Raw genomic sequence first — 16,559 nt, forward strand, 5'->3', positions numbered from 1 at the left:
TGAACTTTAAAAGAAAATCAAAAAGTAAGTAACCATTTAAACTTTAATTAGGGTACGTCTTAGGGTACGTCTTAAATGATTTTGTTATACATATCAATTTCTTAAATATTACCTTCTATTTCACTTCAAAATAATTTAATCAAATCTAAACTACAAATAACATACACAATGTTCTATTATTTAAGGGTTATATGTGATTTTTATCTTTTAGAAGAATAAAATGATAAATTTTTAAATCATATAGATCAGCTTTTGAGTCGACCTATTACCAAGGATGAAAGGCATTATAGAGAGCAGAATTAATGAGCGTGGAAATGAGTCGAGACAATGAGAAAGATTAAACATAACAAAACCTCAAAACGTGTCGCTTAAGTCAAACGTTAAGTTTCTAAACCTCTAGAATTTGGAACAGTTTTTAGTAACAGAAAGATTGTTCCAAATAGAATTGAATTTTTGAACATACTCCAAAACCTACAGCTTATTGAACAGTACCATAGTACCATGCATAAACTATATCGTTCTGCAATAAGCAGACATAAAGCTGTCAAAAGAATTGTATAAACTTCTTTTATCAATAAGGAGTTATACAATGAAACATACAACTACTCAAATACAAACATTACTCTCATGGGCAGATGAGCAAGGCTTCTCTGAAGATATTTTTCCTCGTAGTATAGACAAACTACTCTCCATTACGGAGTTAAATTTGCATTCTAAAAACTTAAATTTTATTCCCCAAGAGATTAATGTATTGCAAAATCTTACAAAACTGTATCTATCGGATAATAATCTAGTTTCAATACCTAAAGAAATCGGTAAGTTAAAAAATTTGCAAACCCTGTGGATACAAAACAATAAAATCCAGGTTTTACCGAATGAAATGCTAAATTTAGCACTACTTGAAGAGTTGGTGGCATTTGACAATAGATTGCATACCTTACCAAAAAAAATAGCTGATATGCCAAGTTTAAAATCACTGTTTTTACATTGCAATTGCCTGGATTCAAAGATTTTAGAGTTTGAATTTAACTCGATAAAAAGTGAATTTGAGTTGAGTATTTATGATCAAAACGAGCCGCCTCAGTAGTTTGCAGAATAACCACGCACCAATTCAAGCATTAAGCACTTTTGTTTTCTCTATATTTTCAACATGTAATTTTAAAAATTTACAAACGAAATACTATCTTCGTATCCACATCTTATAATCTCTTTATCTTAAAAATTTACCAATACGGTAGCAAAGGATAAAAGATGAGTTTAATGACAGCAAACGGTACATATTCAAAAACAACCGAGACGTGGATTGTAGTAGCAGTAGTATTTAACATGGCGCTTGGACTCTTCTCAACAGTCGTAGAGGTAATGCTACTGGATTATTTTGTGACTACTCTATTGGAACCTGCGCAACAGGTAAAAGATATGTTGGGCATAATTTATAATTCACTGAGATAAAACGAAATATATACTTCGTTTTAATACTATAAACTGTTTTCATTGGATTAAATCCAAAACCAAAATATATAAGTAAAATAAGGAGCAAACAATGGAAATAACAATTATTGAGGCTATTTCACCAATAATCCTTATGGCTATAGGCTTAGTGCTTATAGTATTTGAGGCTTTCGTGATGAGCTTTGTGCTCATCTGGTTTGGAGTAGGATTTTTTATGGTCGGGATAATTAGTCATCATTTTACGTTCAACGATGCTATCTGGCAGCTGGCGGCAGTCTCTATGGTCTCAATGCTTTTGCTTTTTTTGCTGCGTACGAAGTTTGTAAGATACTTCATGGAAGAGGATGGCATAAATTGATTTTTTGGTACAACATTGATGAGAAACAAAAATTTAGTAAAATAATTCGCAATATGCTACAATCAGCGACTATTTTACAACTGAGAGCTTAATATGACACTTGTCTCTATTATCGGCGATTTTCACTCTTCAATACTTCCTATCTTTTATCACTTCAAAGATGAACTTGTAAACCATGTGTTAGTCTATGATGACTTCAGACATGATGTTTTACAAGCCAAAAAAATAATGCGCGGCACAAAGCACTTTATTGAAGAGAAAAAACTTCCCATCACAACATACACCAAACAGATAGACGAAGACAGCTACGAAGCTATCAAAGAATTGGCGGAGTATATTTTAACTTTTACCAAAGCAAACGAAAAAATACTCATAAATATAACCGACGGACTGGCGAGTATCGCCTATGGCCTTGCAAAAGAGCTAAAAGACAAAGATGTTGCGTTCCTTTCATACGATAGGTTTGACAACACATATACGCTTTTGGATGATACAAGTATGAGCAAACCAATTGCCGTAAGCAGTATGAATATCACAGACCATTTAACTATGAAAAACATAGTTATTGAGAGTATGCAAGATACTAACAATGCCTTGGAGTACAGAGATGAGATATCATCTCTTTTTGATGAGTATAACGGTATGCACGCACGTTATATCAAAGAGCAGAGTGTTCCTGCATTTGTAAGGACGACTCCAAAAGGATTTTTGTTTGAGCTTTATATCTACAATCTTCTTAGCGGACTCAGTTTTGATGACATTGCTCTTGGTGTCAAAGTAAAAGACTATTATGTTGATGATGACTATTTTACAAATGAGTTTGACATCCTTATTATGAAAAATAACCATCTGCATATGATAGAGTGCAAATTCAGAGATGATTTTGACCAGCGAAAAACCGCAGCCTTTATCTACAAGCTTGACTCTATTAGAAATACGCTCGATGATGATGCGCTTATGCTTTTTTTGACAGACGATGAAGTCTATGACCCTGAGCTTGATGCTATAAGAGAAGATATACACGCTCCATACAAAAGAGCAAACGCAAGAAGAATCTTTCTTAGGGGCTCGCCAATAGGACGCACGGGACGCTTCATAAGAGATGTTGACTCCATCTTCTCGCTCAACACTCCGGACATAGATTCGCTCTCGCCGCAAAGTTCAATAAAACCTACCAAGGCAGATGAGTTAAAAGAAGAGTTAAATCAGTTTTTACGCACGCATCTCTTGATAGAGATAGACTTTTTCAGCAAAAAAGAGCTGCTTCGTCTGCTCAATTATAAAATAAATTATCGTAACAATGCCAAAGTAAAAGAGTCTATGGAAAATGAGCATCTAAAGACAGTCATACGATTTCTAAACAAGATGAAAAGTGAGTCGGAGATTCATTTTATTTATAACTATTTTTTAAAATATAAGGCAGAGATGTAGCGTTTGTACACCTATTCGCATGAAATAATAAAATGTGATAATTATATTTCATTTTAAAGATTGTTTAATATTTGCACAGTTAAAATCTTTGAGAATTATTAAATAAAATTATTATGCAGGTGCATTATGGCAAAAAAAGATTATGACAGAGCGCTCTATCGCTTTGTGGGGATTCTTACAAAGCTCTCAGATGACACAAGACCTACCACTCAGGAACTCGCTGAAGAATACTTTGTCACTGCCCGCACTATTCAAAACGATCTCAAACGTCTTGGCATGATGCACTTTCCCATTACAAAAGACAAAGAGGGAAGACATATGTTTGAAAAGGGTTTCTCACTGAACAAGACAGTGCTAAGCAAAGATGAGATGATCTTTTTAAGCCTTGCGCTAGAGCAGTTCAATGATGTGGATGACATAGACAAGATCCAAGAGCGTATATATTGCAAACTTTTTCAACAGCAGGTTGTCAATCCATACTTTATAAAGTACGAACAGCTAGAAGATATCGACATAGATTCGCCGCTTATCTCGGAGCTTGAAAAACTCATAGAGCTTAGTGAAATCACTACCATTGAGTTTAGCGAGCGTACAACGACTCTGGAGCTTTATAAAATAGCTGCTTTTGAGGGTTTTTGGTATCTCTTTGCAAAAGATTTAAGTGACAACAAAACAAAAGTATTCAAGCTCTCAGCCATCCGTAAACTTATCCCGACAGGAAAATATCATAAAACTTCGCATTCCAAAATAGAGCAGATCCTTGACAAAGTTCACTCTGCATTTTTTGAAGACGGCAACTCGTTTACCGTGCGCATAAAAGTAGATGAACCGGTTGCAAAATACTTTAAGGCGCGTGATTTTTTGCAAACACAAATCATAGAGCGTGAAGCCAAAGACGGCTCACTGATTGTCAGTTTTGAGATAAGCCACGACGAAGATGTAGACAACCTCATAAAGTCATGGCTGCCACATGTAGAAGTGCTTGAGCCTCTAAGGTTTCGTCAAAAGATTTGTGATGAGCTGAAAAGTTATGTCAAGAGACTTGAAGCGAAATAGTCTGTGCGTTATGTTTTACTAAAATCAAATATTTAAAACTTTAGGAAGAGTTATGAAACAACTATTTTTACTTGGTGGAAATGATCTTGAAATGGATGCTATCAGAGATTTATTGAAAAACAACAGTATAAAGCCTGCAGATAATAATCTTGCTTGGGGTGCTAAACTAAGCGACTATAAAGAGTTTTTAAACTTTGAAGGAACTATTTATGGCATTGAGCTGGAAGAGGACATAACTCCTCCAAGCAACTATGTAGAGATTGACCATCACGGCAAAAACGACCATAAAAAATCTTCATTGGAACAGGTGGCAGAGATTTTGGGCATCGAACTAACAAGAGAGCAAAAACTCATTGCCGCAAACGACAGCCGCTACATAAGCGGTATGAAATCGCTCTGCGAAAAACAAGAAGAGATAGATAAAATAAGAGCAAAAGATAGAGCTTCTCAAGGTGTAACAAAAGAGGATGAAGAGTTAGCCTTGCAATCTTTCAATATTGCATTAAGTGATAAATCAAATGTCATCTACTCAAAAACATCTCATTTCAGCGCAGTAAGTGATTTGGCTTTTTATGAGTATAACAACTACATCATCTACAACGATTCAAAAATAGTCTTTTACGGCTACAAAAAAAGCAATATTTTAGATTTTTTAAGTACTCAAAATGTTACAGAGTCAAGATATTATTACGGCGGTGGAGATTTTGGTTTTGTAGGCATCAAAGAAGATGCCCTAACCAAAGATGAAACAAAAAAATTAATAGATGAGTTTATAAAAATGAAAAAAGATGAGTTGTACAGCTACCATACTTTTATGTTGCCATTTAAATATAAAGGTAAAGAGAGTGTAATAGAGAATTGGTGTAAATTAGATGATGCTAAAGTTGATTATAATCAACAAGCATACTTCCATAAATTTTTTATAAAAAGCATGTTTGATAATTGTGAAATATATGAAAATATAAAATATAAAACTTTCACACTCAAAACAAAAGATTTAAAAAAATATGGTAGTGATGAAATTAGACGACACTCAAAAACATATAAACTTGGTATTGAAAAATTATCGTTAAGAATTTTTGATGATTTTAAAGTAGGGATACTCTCTTTTCATCTTGAAAATAAAACTTATAAAGATAAACAAGAAATTTTAGAGATAAATGAGTATGGAAGAAGAATATACCCTGAGTATTTAGATGGCGACAATAATTGCAATTTAGTAGCAGAATATATAAAATTAGATGATATACCTGAAACTTTTAATAGCAAAAATGAGAACAATGCTCCAAGAATATCTCAAATTATCACTAAGCTTATTGGAGATATTCAACCAGCAGTTGATGATAGAATGTTTACCATTAGCTACTTGAATAATCCAAAATTTGCAAATGAAGTAAAAGAAAACTATTTATGCAATGATAAGTGGTATGAATATGTTTTTATAGATGGCGATGGCAAAACGGTTCAAAGCCAAACCATGCAAGAAGAATTAATCAAAAAAGCAACTTATGATAGATGGAAAGATTATGAAACTACGTATGGCATGAGTAGGTACTCTTTTGTGTGTTTGGCAAATAGTGATTTTCCATTACCACATATGAAAACTATGTATTTTAGTATGTTTAGTTTGCTTTTGATGGTAAGAGCCACTTTACTTAAATTTGCAGATGATGTGAGTGGAATTGCTAATGGTATAGATACAAAAGATATATCAGGTCAAGTGAATAATACTTACAGGAATTACATAAAATTTATAAACAAATACTATTTTAGAGAGATTACAGCCAAAGATCAAGGACTTGAACTCTATGAAAAAGCATTAGATATTTTAAAAATAGAAAGAGATGTAAAGGATTTAGATAATGAGATAGAAGAACTTTTTAAATATGTAGAATTACAAAGTGAGAAAAAATCAGCAGAATCATTAAATCTTATTAGTTATGTTGGAGGTGCTTTATTTCCAGCTTCTATAGTTACAGGATTTTTAGGTATGAATTATCTAGATGGAATTGGTGGGTATTTACCTGATCTGCTATTGAATAATAAAGGTATAACATCTACGATTTTAGTAGTTCTATCTGCTTCAATAATACCAATATATTTAAAATTTAAAACAAAGTAGAATCATGAACAATAGCAAGTTTAAAGTTAAGTTCACACTCAAACAACACACCCCTATCATTCACTTCCAAAGTGATCAAAGCGGGGCGACGCTAAGGGCAACGGAGTTGAAACCGAAGTTTAAAGTTAAGTTCACACTCAAACAACACACCCCTATCATTCACTTCCAAAGTGATCAAAGCGGGGCGACGCTAAGGGCAACGGAGTTGAAACCGAAGTTTGATAAGTTTTTGATTGAAAATGTTTTTCAAAAAAATAAATCTCTGTATGAAAATTATTTGATAAACATAGATAAGGTTGCTTTTGACTACAAGGTAAAAATTTTTCCAAATCCAAATCAAATAAAAACTGATGCAACATATAAAACAGTAGTACCAAGTTATGATATGTCATCTAAAGTCGGCTCTTATTTTGGAGACAGCAAGGCAGTTGGATTTGAAGACAAGTTAGTAAATGTTGAAATTCATTGCTTTAACTCTAAATTAAAAAAAATAATCGAAGATAATCTTGAATATTTTTTCTGCACTACAGGTTTTGGAACTCGAAGTAACAAAGGATTTGGTTCATTTTCATTACAAAAGACTACAGAGCAATCTTTTGAGGATACTTTAAAACGACGAAACATTGTTTATCATAAACTATCAGATAGTGAGCCGTTAAGAAAAATCCATAACGAATATCAGCTTATTAAAAGTGGCAACTCAAGAAACAAACAAAAATCGTATTTAATGGAGTATTTTTTTGATAAGCAACTTAGATGGGAAAAAAGATGGATAAAAAAACAAATTAAAGAAAAAAATCCTGATATGTTTAAAGATTTAAAAGACGATTACCATGATAAAAATGGATTTAATCCATCTCAAAATGAAAAGTATATTTTTGCAAGAGCATTGCTTGGATTAGCTGATAATCATGAATATTTGACATATTCATCGAGTAAAAAAAGTCAAGAAGCAAAACAAAAGAAAGATGAAAGAAAATTTGACGATGCTAAAAAGTTATCCAAAGAAGCAGATGGATTAAAAGTAAAAATCTCAATAAGCTCAAATGATAATATTGCGAGATACAAATCACCTTTAAACTTTAGGGTTTTTGAAAAATCAATCTTTATAATTCTTAATGAAGCTACTGATGAAATCTACGACAAAGAGTTTACTTTTGTGGCTTCATATAAAAATGGCAATAGCAAAACTCCGCTTGAAACAAGAAGGACTCCACAAAAAAAAGACTTCAGTCTTGGTGATTTTGTTGAATATTCTATGAAGAAACCAAAAAAACCATCTCATTCAACATATAACAAAAATCATCATAGGAATGAAAATACAAAAAGTGAACAAAGCTTCTCTTCTCTTGGAGATAATTTTAGAGCTTCAGAAAGGAACCTCAAATGAACAATAAATATATAGCCCTAACCATAGGACCAATATATGAGACACTTTTAAATGCTAGAAAAACGAGAGAGCTTTGGGTAGGGAGTTATCTTTTTAGCTATTTTATGAAAACGCTTATAAAAGAACTAAAAGAGAAAAAAGGTTTTAGTTTTATAATTCCCTATGAAGGAGATGAGGCATTTAAACCATATGCTCACGCAGGTCTTTTTCACGATAGATTTATAGCTAAACCAAAAGATGCTGTATAATGGCCTGAAAAATCAAGACAACTTTTCAGCTTAATTAATTTCCACCTCTAGTTGCTACTCTATACTACACTTTTTAAATATTCAAGATAGAGATTCATTGGTTTTTGATAACCTATGCTTGAATGAAATCTCTTAAAATTATATTTGTACATGTAAGCGTTTACACCTTCTTTTAACTCCTTGATTGATTGATAGTCACTGATATAGATATTGCTATGCTTGAGTGTTCTGAAAAAGCGTTCTATGACAATATTATCAATAGATCTGCCTCTGCCGTTCATTGAGATTTGGATGTCATGTTGTTTTAAAGTTTGAGTATGCTCATAACTTGTGTACTGACTTCCTTGATCAGAATTAAATATCTTTGGCTTTGGATATTTATTTAGTGCCTCTTTGAGCACATCTGTAGCCAGAGTTGCATCCATAGAGTTGGAAATCTTATAAGCTAAAATCGCTTTTGTATGCCAATCTATAACTGCTGCAAGGTACATAAATCCACCGTTAGTTCGGATGTAAGTGATATCTCCGCTCCATACTTCATTTGGTGTTGGAACATAGACTTGTTTAGTTCGGCCTGTTCTTGTCCAGTAAGGTTTGAGTAAATACTCATAAATCTTGTGCTCTGGATTTTTGATGCTAGTCAAACGCTTTTTCGTTGGATAAATCGCTTGTATCCCCATAGATTGCATATATTTAAGCACTCTGTCTTTGCCTATGATGTAACCATCCTCTATGAGCTGTCGATAAATATAACGATATCCATACTCTGAGTTGTCTGTGGCTATTTCGTCTATAGTATGCATTATTTTTAAGTTCTGTTCACTGACTGGCACTGCTTTATAGTAGTGCGTTGCACGGCTTATACTTAAGAGTTTACATTGGGTTGTTTTAGTAAGTTCAAGCCCGTTCTCGACAAGTGTTTTACGCTTATTTAATGAGACCGAGCTCTCTAGCTTTTTTGATAGCCATTCCTTTTCAACAACCGATTTACCAAGTTGTTTTTGAAGCTCTGCTATCTCTTCATCTTTAGATTTTATTTCATCCTTGAACTCTTGAACCGCTTTTGCCGGTTCAAATGCCAATGAAGCATTCTCTAAAAACTGCTTCTTCCAGTTCTGAATAGATTTTGCTGTTATCTGATACTTTGTTGCTAGCTGATTTATTGTTTGATCTTCTTTTAGTAGCTCTAATACAATTTTTGTCTTCTGCTCCGCACTGTATATCTGACCTTTTTTTCGACTCATATTCATCTCCATATATTTCATATTTATTTTATCGTTTTTGGAAATAAATTAGGCAAATCTTCTGTCTTGATTTTTCAGGCCATTATATTTAATGCCAGTCAAGATGCTTTTGATGTCAAAACAAAAACTTCTTTTCTTCTCAAAACTATCTATCCAGGACTTTTAGTCGGTACTGGTTACCCTCATCCCGTATCAGATAAAGTTCAAAAAGATGATGACACAAAAGGGGACTTTCAAAATGGATTTTATTTTGACTACACTACGGGACTGCCAATTATTCCAGGTTCAAGTATCAAAGGAGCTTTAAGAAGTTATTTTCCATCTATTGATATATCAATGTTTAAAAATAAAAAATACAAAGATGAAAAATGTGAACTTATGCAAGATATTTTAGCGAACGAAATAAAAGACAAAGTATCACTTTCCAAAGATGAAATTAAACAGTTAGAACTAGAAATTTTTGAAGGATTAGATACAAAAGGCAAACCAAAAAGTATCTATAAAAAAGACAGGTTTTTAGATGCTTATCTTGATTTCCAAGGTTCAAAACAAATTTTTGCTGAGGACTATATCACACCGCATAAAAATAGAAAAAATCTTACATTTGCGGATGGAAAAACTTTAGTTCCTGATGAGATGTGCGAACCAAATCCTATCAAGATTTTAAAAATTAGAGGAGATATAGAGTTTAAATTTCAGTTTTTATTGCAAGATGGAATAATTTTAGCGGAGCAGAAAAAACAGCTTTTTGAGTATCTTATCAAAGAGTTTGGCTTAGGTGCCAAAACAAACGTAGGTTATGGAAAATTTATAGGGTAGCCTCATGTTCACCTCCCAACTAGAACACATCTTTACCAAAGAGCATTTCACTGAAGCCTTTGGTGAGATCTCTGCAAAAGCAACAGGGCTGGATGAAGTAAACTTCAAAGAGTTTTACTCCGGTTTTTCCAAAAATATTGATGAACTCTCACACTTCATTCTCTCGGGTACTTATGCTCCAGAGCCGTTAAAAAAGATAGAGATAGACAAAGAGGGGAGTGATGAAAAACGCCCCATAGCTCTAAGCGCCATAAAGGACAAGTTAGTGCAAAGAGTGCTCTACAAAGAGCTAAATCCATACTTTGACAAAGAGTTCTCAGATAAATCTTACGCATACCGTCCTGACAAATCGACTCTAAAAGCCATCAACCGTGTCACGCAGTTTTTAAACGAGAAGTATTACCACATAGTAAAAACAGACATAGAGAACTTTTTTGAGTCCATAGACCATGACACTCTTTTGCAGATTTTAAGTTACCACATAACAGACAAACGCATCATCCGCCTTATCTCGCTCTTTGTCCAAACTGGCGGTTTTAAAAACTTTACCTATGATGAGCACGATTTGGGAGTACATCAGGGCGACATCCTCTCTCCGCTGCTCTCAAACATATATCTTGATGCGATGGACAAGTATCTTGAAAAGCACGAGGTCGCTTTTGTGCGCTATGCGGATGACTTTGTTATGCTCTTTAAAAAGGAAGCCGAAGCAAAAGAGCGTTTGGAGAAGCTCACAACTTATCTTGCTTCCATGAAACTCTCTCTTAACGACTCAAAAACATCAATAGTCCACATCACAGACGGCTTTACCTTTTTGGGTGTGAACTTTCACGGCAGAAATCGACATGTAGACAATGAGCGTCTTCAAAAAGCTATCTCACGCATACATAAACTCTCAAAAGACAAGTCTGGATTTGCCAAGTTTGTAAAAGATATCAATGCTTACCTTTACGCGCTTAAAAACTACTATCTGAAGATTCTCGAACAAAACTCCACGCAACACATTCTTTTGCAAAACGCTCTTTTAGAGAGTGTAGCATATAAAATATCGCTCTCAAAAGCTTCCAAAGCCGTTACGACAAAAAAAGAGTTTCGCATCTTTTTGGACCAGATTCACTTTGAGCTGCTTTTCGCACTCGAGCTGGTAGAAGACAAAAAAGCCCTTGCCATAGCAAAAGGGTATGAGCGTTATCTTGCAAACAAAAGCTACAAAGAGTCACATGCAAAGATAGACAAAAAGAAAAACCACTACGCAAAAAAGTTCGCAAATGACTCGACTCTCCATATCAACACGCATGGTTTGATGCTTGGCATCTCCAAAAACAAATTTGTCATAAAAGAGTACGGCAGAGTTAAAAATTCCTACCCGTTTGACAAGGTAAGCCGCATCATCTTTGAGGGCAAAGGCTTTAGCATAAGTTCCGATGTTCTTAAAAAATGTGCCGATAACTCTATAACTGTTGATTTTATAGACCATAACGCTTTCGCCTACGCTTCGCTCATAACATACAAAGCGACAATAGCTCAAAGCGTGCATAAACAAGCCATGGTGCTAAACACCGACAAACAGCTCACTCTGGCATGTGAGTTTATAAGAGGCAAATCAAAAAACCAGATAAACTACCTCAAGTATCTCAACAAATATCACGGACTTTTGGACAAACATATAGACTCCATGGAGCTAAATGCGCTAAAGATAAAAACCGCTCAAAGCGTAGCCGAGCTGATGGGCATAGAGGGGAGCATCTCCGCTTCGTACTGGGAGGCTGTAAAGCTTGTTTTGGAAGTCCCTTTTGAGAGGCGCATAACCCAAGGTGCGAAGGATATTGTAAACTCTTCGCTCAACTACGGTTATGCCATTTTATACGGCAAAGTCCAGCACTCGCTTGTACATGCGGGGCTTAGTTTGAGCATCTCTTTTTTGCACGCGCTTGATGAGAAGAAGCCGACACTCACCTTTGACATGATAGAGGAGTTTCGCACCTTTATAGTCGATAGAACCATTATAAGTATGCTAAACAAAGACGAGCCCATAAAACTGGGCAACGACGGCATGCTCACCAAATCTTCTCGCCAGCTTATCTCCAAAAACATAAAAGAGAAACTGGGAAGTTACACCATGTGGAAAAAAGAGTCGCGAAAAGTAGAAAATATCATACAGACGCAGTGTCACAACCTCTCACACGCCATAAACCAAGAGGGCGCGAAGTACAAAGCCTTTATAGGGAAGTACTGATGCGTTATGTAGTAGCTTATGACATCACAAACGACAAGCGTCGCAAAAAGCTCTCCGACCTGCTTGACACTTACGGCACGCGTGTAAACTACTCAGTCTATGAGATAGAGCTAAACCAGACAAAGCACAGAAAACTTCTGCGAGAGATAGAAGAAAAAGAGCTCATAAACAAAAAGTATGACTCCATTCGCTTCTACCACATATGTGAGAACTGCCTGCCCAAGTGCTCTGAAATCTCCAATGCACCGGACCCTTTTGCGCATAAAGATATGTTTATATAGCCTCAAAAACGATTCTCGAACTTTTTTTGTCCAAAAATCGCTCTTTTTTGCTAAAATCTACATGTAGAAGTTTTCAAATACGGCATATGCAAAATTATCTTTATGAGATTTGCGAACTTTTAGTTAGAGTTCAGTTTGAAACTACCTGTTTTAGGCATTTTATAAACTTAAAGAAAACAAAAAGTTAGAGATTCTCGATTTTTAGAAAAAACTAAAAGTGATTTGCGAACTTTTTAAAGTGACAAATGTCCTAAAATAGGCTCTCTTTGAAAATATATTGTCAAAACTACATAGTTGCATTTTGCAAAATGCTATGCATTTGCGAACTTTTTTGTCAAACTTGGCAAAAAATGGAAGTTTTTAAGAAGCAAGTAGTTACCATACTGCTCTACATAGCCTAAATCTTGGCTATTTCGCCCCGAATATTCGGGGCAGTTATTTTGAGACTCTGTATGCATCCCAGCACACACTTTGATCCGAATGATTTCGCCCCGAATATTCGGGGCAGTTATTTTGAGACAACATTAATATCTTTTGGCGATGTTTGTTTCGCTATTTCGCCCCGAATATTCGGGGCAGTTATTTTGAGACTCGTCTTATAAATCCTTGAACTGAATGATAATTAATTTCGCCCCGAATATTCGGGGCAGTTATTTTGAGACCTATTGTTAATATTTTCATTATGTCTCCTTAAGACGCGGTATTTCGCCCCGAATATTCGGGGCAGTTATTTTGAGACTCGTTTACTTTCACGACCTCATACTCCTGGTATCTTTGAGATACCTTTATTTCGCCCCGAATATTCGGGGCAGTTATTTTGAGACATCTTTGTCAGATATTTTTCCATTCATTATTTTTTCAATTTCGCCCCGAATATTCGGGGCAGTTATTTTGAGACACCACCTATATTTTTTGTATATTGCCCAACTATTAAATATTTCGCCCCGAATATTCGGGGCAGTTATTTTGAGACTAATAATCCCTTTACACATGAGTGATTATTTTTAAATGAATTTCGCCCCGAATATTCGGGGCAGTTATTTTGAGACTTCCAGAGTTTTCTTTATATATTCATTGTTTTGCTCTAAATTTCGCCCCGAATTTTCGGGGCGCTAATTTTGTAGTTTTTTTCAATTTTATTTCAAAACATCATTTCTAAAATCATCAAAAACAAAATATTTTCTAAACAATATAAAACCAAACGAAATAGCAGGTTCGTTATCTATGTGTATAAAAGGGGGAGTGTTTAAAAAGTTTTAAATAGGGCGGTATGAAATGGAGACTATTTTTTATATTTTTATCTTCCTGGTTATAGTGGGCAGTGTCATTGATGATGGTTCAGATGAAGATTGCGATGGACTTGATGCTTATTTGGACCCTTGTTGTTTTGAGTACTGGGTCTTTGGACCCGGCTCAAAGGATTATGATGATATCTATGACTAGAGTATCTCTCCGCATCCGTTGCAGATATATCTCTCTTCAAAATCTCTGCTTGAGAAGTAGTGCGGGTGCATCTTGTGGTTGCAAAAATCGCACATTGGCAACTCATCTCTGTTTTGAAACATCCTGTAGTAAGGCGCATTGCCTACTTTGCAGTAGTGGTTCCAGAAAAACTCTCTTGTCTCTTTGTCAAATTCAGTCGGGTAAACGCTGTCGCCGCCGTAGTGTATAACCGCGTCCGGGATGTTTACCTCAAGCCACTCCGCTACATTTTTATAGAGCGGAAAGTTTCCTCTCTCATACCCAATGCTGTAAAAAGCATCTTTAAATGAGACCCTTATAAATGTCTCATCTTCTTTTGGCAATATCTCTGTTATATCTTCAAACGATATTATCCCAATAACTTCTACTCTCTCAAGAGCTCTGCACTCATAGTTTGAGCCGTTCTTTTTTTTGTATATGTCAAAATTATCATATCCAAAAGCGCATGAGAGGTGATATGAGAGGTCGGCTATCTGCTCTTTTGTGATTTTACTTTTTGTTACGGCAAACATTTCAACGTCTATTCCCACTTGAAGCCTTTTTATTTAAGTTAGCAATTATGGGTTTTATTATAACTTCAATTTACGAAACTTCTAATGATAGAGAACTCATAAAACAAAACGAAATGTACGCTTCGTTTTGTTTATGTAAACTTTTTTCTGTAAAAAACTAGAAAAAAGGATCTGTTATGGAAGCAATTTTTGAGTTTGTAGTTATTGTTTTTCAATCGGTGGGATCTCTCGGCGATAAGATAAGAACGGTCGTGCGTGAAGGGGTGACTTTCATAGAAGACCCGTTTTTGGCATTTTATCTTGCAGCGCTGATCAGTTCATCTATGTTTTGGCTGATACTCAAGGTGACAATATTTAGATATCAGTCATACTGGGAGTTCTTTGGTCATTTCAACTGGCTTGTTTTTTTGTTCACTGTTTTTATCTATATTGCAGGTTCATATCAATACTCGCTCGCAAAATCAGATATGACCTTTATCAGCGTTGCCATTATTTTGTACCATGTCTATGTTACAGTAATGGGTGCAGGAATTAAAAATTTGGTTGAGGAGTTTAAGTCATGAAGAGATATATTTTAAGCGCACTCTGCCTTGCTGTAATCCCTCTGGTAGTTTCTGCCAAAGATGGCAGTTGGCATATCGCTATAAAAGAGGGTTTTGTATCGACGGATAAGGCGACTTACTTTGATGGCAAAGAGAGTATGAGTAACACGGTAGGCTCAGGTGGAAGAAGAACAGAGCTGGAGCTTGGCGGCGTTTGGAGAGTTTACAGAGCCTCTACGCCTCTTTACTCAAAAGCATTTGCTTACACATGGAAGCATGATGATGCTAAAAATGATGAACGTGGCTATGGCATAGGTCTTAGCGGCGGTTTTACAAGCGGTGACTTTACATATTCTCTGGGCGGCAAAGTTGGCGTTGGAGCGCAAAAGACACAGGGCAAGAGCTTTATGACGCAAAGCGGAACATCCAATGTCTCATACATATTTAGCGGTACTTCTCAAGCAACAGAGGCCATCTTTACAAAAGATACGGATGTTGTCGAGATAGCTCTGCTTCTGGATTTGGCTTATGCTTTGAGTAAGAACATAGGAGTTCATCTTGGAGTCGGTTACATTATGGACACATATAGTTTCTCTTACACTTTGGCAAATGGAGGAAGTGTTCAGCTCTCAGGTGTTGTGCAGGATAATTACCAGGCTACTCTCGGACTCAATTTTGAGTTTTAAAATATTTATAACGAAATGTACACTTCGTTCTATACCTATATACTTTTAGACGTAAAATAAAAAAAGGGTTTAAAACCCAAACAAAGGATTTACATGTTAAAAAAATTAGTCACATCAAGCCTCTTGGCTATTTCGTTGGCGTCAGGCCTTGCAGCGGACAATTATGTATTTGTCGGCGCATCAAAAGCAGATATGATGGAGGATCAGTCTCCGACTATATTTAGTGTCGGTTACGGTTTTAGCAAAGTGTTTCGCAACAATGTTATGGTTGGGTTTAGCACATCGTACCATCAGGGTGATTTTAAGAACTACAGTGGCTCTGACAGCTCTTGGTTTAACGGTATCGGGGTTGACTTTCACTTAGGGTACAGCCCGACAAAACCGCTTGAAATTTACGGCATAGCAGGTTATCAGGTACAAGCAATCAGCTCAAGCACATCAGCAGGCGGCTTTGGCTATGGGGCAGGGGTCTCTTACAAGGTGTTTGAACATGTCGCACTTGCCATGGAGTACAGAACATACGATATGGAAGTCTCAAGTTTGAACATCAACTATGACTACAACACAATGGACGCGCTTATCCGCTTTGTGTGGTAATAAAAATCAAAACTTTTGCCGTAAATGCAGCTAAGGCTGTATTGGCATAAATATTAAATTTACTTTATATGGGAAGATGATACAATTTAAAGCCATAAATATA

Annotated in this window: 16 protein-coding genes and 1 CRISPR repeat array; of the genes, 14 read left to right on the forward strand and 2 right to left on the reverse strand. The window is 35.5% G+C overall.

The window, feature by feature from the left end:
* Positions 1-589 precede the first annotated feature (589 nt).
* The 8 genes from AC6H33_RS04505 (at position 590) to AC6H33_RS04540 (ending at position 8,057) form a co-directional block, all read left to right on the forward strand.
* Positions 590-1,087: a leucine-rich repeat domain-containing protein gene (locus tag AC6H33_RS04505; protein WP_497605764.1), complete on the forward strand. Its 498-nt coding sequence runs from the start codon at positions 590-592 to the stop codon at positions 1,085-1,087.
* Between the two features lie 164 nt (positions 1,088-1,251).
* Positions 1,252-1,452, forward strand: a complete 201-nt coding sequence (locus AC6H33_RS04510; protein WP_497605765.1) for a hypothetical protein — start codon at positions 1,252-1,254, stop codon at positions 1,450-1,452.
* 91 nt (positions 1,453-1,543) lie between these two features.
* Complete coding sequence (locus AC6H33_RS04515; protein WP_497605766.1) at positions 1,544-1,810, forward strand: NfeD family protein; 267 nt, start codon at positions 1,544-1,546, stop codon at positions 1,808-1,810.
* 93 nt (positions 1,811-1,903) lie between these two features.
* The gene (locus tag AC6H33_RS04520; protein ID WP_497605767.1) at positions 1,904-3,241 is read left to right on the forward strand and encodes a Card1-like endonuclease domain-containing protein; all 1,338 of its coding nucleotides are present in this window, start codon (positions 1,904-1,906) and stop codon (positions 3,239-3,241) included.
* Between the two features lie 126 nt (positions 3,242-3,367).
* Positions 3,368-4,297, forward strand: a complete 930-nt coding sequence (locus AC6H33_RS04525) for a helix-turn-helix transcriptional regulator (RefSeq protein WP_497605768.1) — start codon at positions 3,368-3,370, stop codon at positions 4,295-4,297.
* A gap of 52 nt (positions 4,298-4,349) precedes the next feature.
* Positions 4,350-6,419 (forward strand): hypothetical protein, encoded by a 2,070-nt coding sequence (locus tag AC6H33_RS04530; protein ID WP_497605769.1) that lies wholly within the window; start codon positions 4,350-4,352, stop codon positions 6,417-6,419.
* Positions 6,420-6,423: 4 nt separating this feature from the next.
* Positions 6,424-7,809, forward strand: a complete 1,386-nt coding sequence (locus tag AC6H33_RS04535) for a hypothetical protein (protein WP_497605770.1) — start codon at positions 6,424-6,426, stop codon at positions 7,807-7,809.
* The gene (locus AC6H33_RS04540) at positions 7,806-8,057 is read left to right on the forward strand and encodes a type III-B CRISPR-associated protein Cas10/Cmr2 (RefSeq protein ID WP_497605771.1); all 252 of its coding nucleotides are present in this window, start codon (positions 7,806-7,808) and stop codon (positions 8,055-8,057) included. The genes AC6H33_RS04535 and AC6H33_RS04540 overlap by 4 nt, the downstream gene beginning before the upstream one ends.
* Before the next feature lie 59 nt (positions 8,058-8,116).
* Here AC6H33_RS04540 and AC6H33_RS04545 read toward each other — a convergent pair whose 3' ends face one another.
* Complete coding sequence (locus AC6H33_RS04545) at positions 8,117-9,322, reverse strand: IS3 family transposase (protein ID WP_497605725.1); 1,206 nt, start codon at positions 9,320-9,322, stop codon at positions 8,117-8,119.
* A 45-nt stretch (positions 9,323-9,367) separates the two neighbouring features.
* On the opposite strand from AC6H33_RS04545, the gene cmr6 reads away from it, so the two are divergent.
* The 3 genes from cmr6 to cas2 are packed head-to-tail and all read left to right on the forward strand — an operon-like array spanning position 9,368 to position 12,637.
* On the forward strand, positions 9,368-10,120 hold the full coding sequence (gene cmr6 / locus AC6H33_RS04550; protein ID WP_497605772.1) for a type III-B CRISPR module RAMP protein Cmr6: 753 nt from the start codon (positions 9,368-9,370) through the stop codon (positions 10,118-10,120).
* A gap of 4 nt (positions 10,121-10,124) precedes the next feature.
* Entirely contained in the window at positions 10,125-12,356 is a 2,232-nt protein-coding gene (gene cas1 / locus AC6H33_RS04555) for a CRISPR-associated endonuclease Cas1 (protein WP_497605773.1), read from the forward strand.
* Positions 12,356-12,637, forward strand: a complete 282-nt coding sequence (gene cas2 / locus AC6H33_RS04560; protein ID WP_497605774.1) for a CRISPR-associated endonuclease Cas2 — start codon at positions 12,356-12,358, stop codon at positions 12,635-12,637. Before cas1 ends, cas2 begins: the two co-directional genes overlap by 1 nt.
* 410 nt (positions 12,638-13,047) lie before the next feature.
* A CRISPR array of direct repeats spans positions 13,048-13,686; the repeat unit is 37 nt; unit sequence ATTTCGCCCCGAATATTCGGGGCAGTTATTTTGAGAC.
* 390 nt (positions 13,687-14,076) lie between these two features.
* Here cas2 and AC6H33_RS04565 read toward each other — a convergent pair.
* Positions 14,077-14,649 (reverse strand): hypothetical protein, encoded by a 573-nt coding sequence (locus tag AC6H33_RS04565; protein WP_497605775.1) that lies wholly within the window; start codon positions 14,647-14,649, stop codon positions 14,077-14,079.
* A 158-nt stretch (positions 14,650-14,807) separates the two neighbouring features.
* Between AC6H33_RS04565 and AC6H33_RS04570 the strand changes: the two genes are divergently transcribed.
* The 3 genes from AC6H33_RS04570 (at position 14,808) to AC6H33_RS04580 (ending at position 16,456) form a co-directional block, all read left to right on the forward strand.
* Positions 14,808-15,194 (forward strand): hypothetical protein, encoded by a 387-nt coding sequence (locus AC6H33_RS04570; protein WP_497605776.1) that lies wholly within the window; start codon positions 14,808-14,810, stop codon positions 15,192-15,194.
* On the forward strand, positions 15,191-15,859 hold the full coding sequence (locus tag AC6H33_RS04575) for a hypothetical protein (protein ID WP_497605777.1): 669 nt from the start codon (positions 15,191-15,193) through the stop codon (positions 15,857-15,859). The genes AC6H33_RS04570 and AC6H33_RS04575 overlap by 4 nt, the downstream gene beginning before the upstream one ends.
* 135 nt (positions 15,860-15,994) lie before the next feature.
* Entirely contained in the window at positions 15,995-16,456 is a 462-nt protein-coding gene (locus AC6H33_RS04580; protein ID WP_497605778.1) for an outer membrane beta-barrel protein, read from the forward strand.
* Positions 16,457-16,559 lie beyond the last annotated feature (103 nt).

It is taken from the genome of Sulfurimonas limnophila, from assembly GCF_059705345.1.

What these genes read in the sequence shown, in the direction of transcription:
- AC6H33_RS04505 (WP_497605764.1), top strand. Translation starts at nt 590, where the DNA reads ATGAAACATACAACTACTCAAATACAAACATTACTCTCATGGGCAGAT.
- AC6H33_RS04510 (WP_497605765.1), top strand. Translation starts at nt 1,252, where the DNA reads ATGAGTTTAATGACAGCAAACGGTACATATTCAAAAACAACCGAGACG.
- AC6H33_RS04515 (WP_497605766.1), top strand. Translation starts at nt 1,544, where the DNA reads ATGGAAATAACAATTATTGAGGCTATTTCACCAATAATCCTTATGGCT.
- AC6H33_RS04520 (WP_497605767.1), top strand. Translation starts at nt 1,904, where the DNA reads ATGACACTTGTCTCTATTATCGGCGATTTTCACTCTTCAATACTTCCT.
- AC6H33_RS04525 (WP_497605768.1), top strand. Translation starts at nt 3,368, where the DNA reads ATGGCAAAAAAAGATTATGACAGAGCGCTCTATCGCTTTGTGGGGATT.
- AC6H33_RS04530 (WP_497605769.1), top strand. Translation starts at nt 4,350, where the DNA reads ATGAAACAACTATTTTTACTTGGTGGAAATGATCTTGAAATGGATGCT.
- AC6H33_RS04535 (WP_497605770.1), top strand. Translation starts at nt 6,424, where the DNA reads ATGAACAATAGCAAGTTTAAAGTTAAGTTCACACTCAAACAACACACC.
- AC6H33_RS04540 (WP_497605771.1), top strand. Translation starts at nt 7,806, where the DNA reads ATGAACAATAAATATATAGCCCTAACCATAGGACCAATATATGAGACA.
- AC6H33_RS04545 (WP_497605725.1), bottom strand. Translation starts at nt 9,322, where the DNA reads ATGAAATATATGGAGATGAATATGAGTCGAAAAAAAGGTCAGATATAC.
- cas1 (WP_497605773.1), top strand. Translation starts at nt 10,125, where the DNA reads ATGTTCACCTCCCAACTAGAACACATCTTTACCAAAGAGCATTTCACT.
- cas2 (WP_497605774.1), top strand. Translation starts at nt 12,356, where the DNA reads ATGCGTTATGTAGTAGCTTATGACATCACAAACGACAAGCGTCGCAAA.
- AC6H33_RS04570 (WP_497605776.1), top strand. Translation starts at nt 14,808, where the DNA reads ATGGAAGCAATTTTTGAGTTTGTAGTTATTGTTTTTCAATCGGTGGGA.
- AC6H33_RS04575 (WP_497605777.1), top strand. Translation starts at nt 15,191, where the DNA reads ATGAAGAGATATATTTTAAGCGCACTCTGCCTTGCTGTAATCCCTCTG.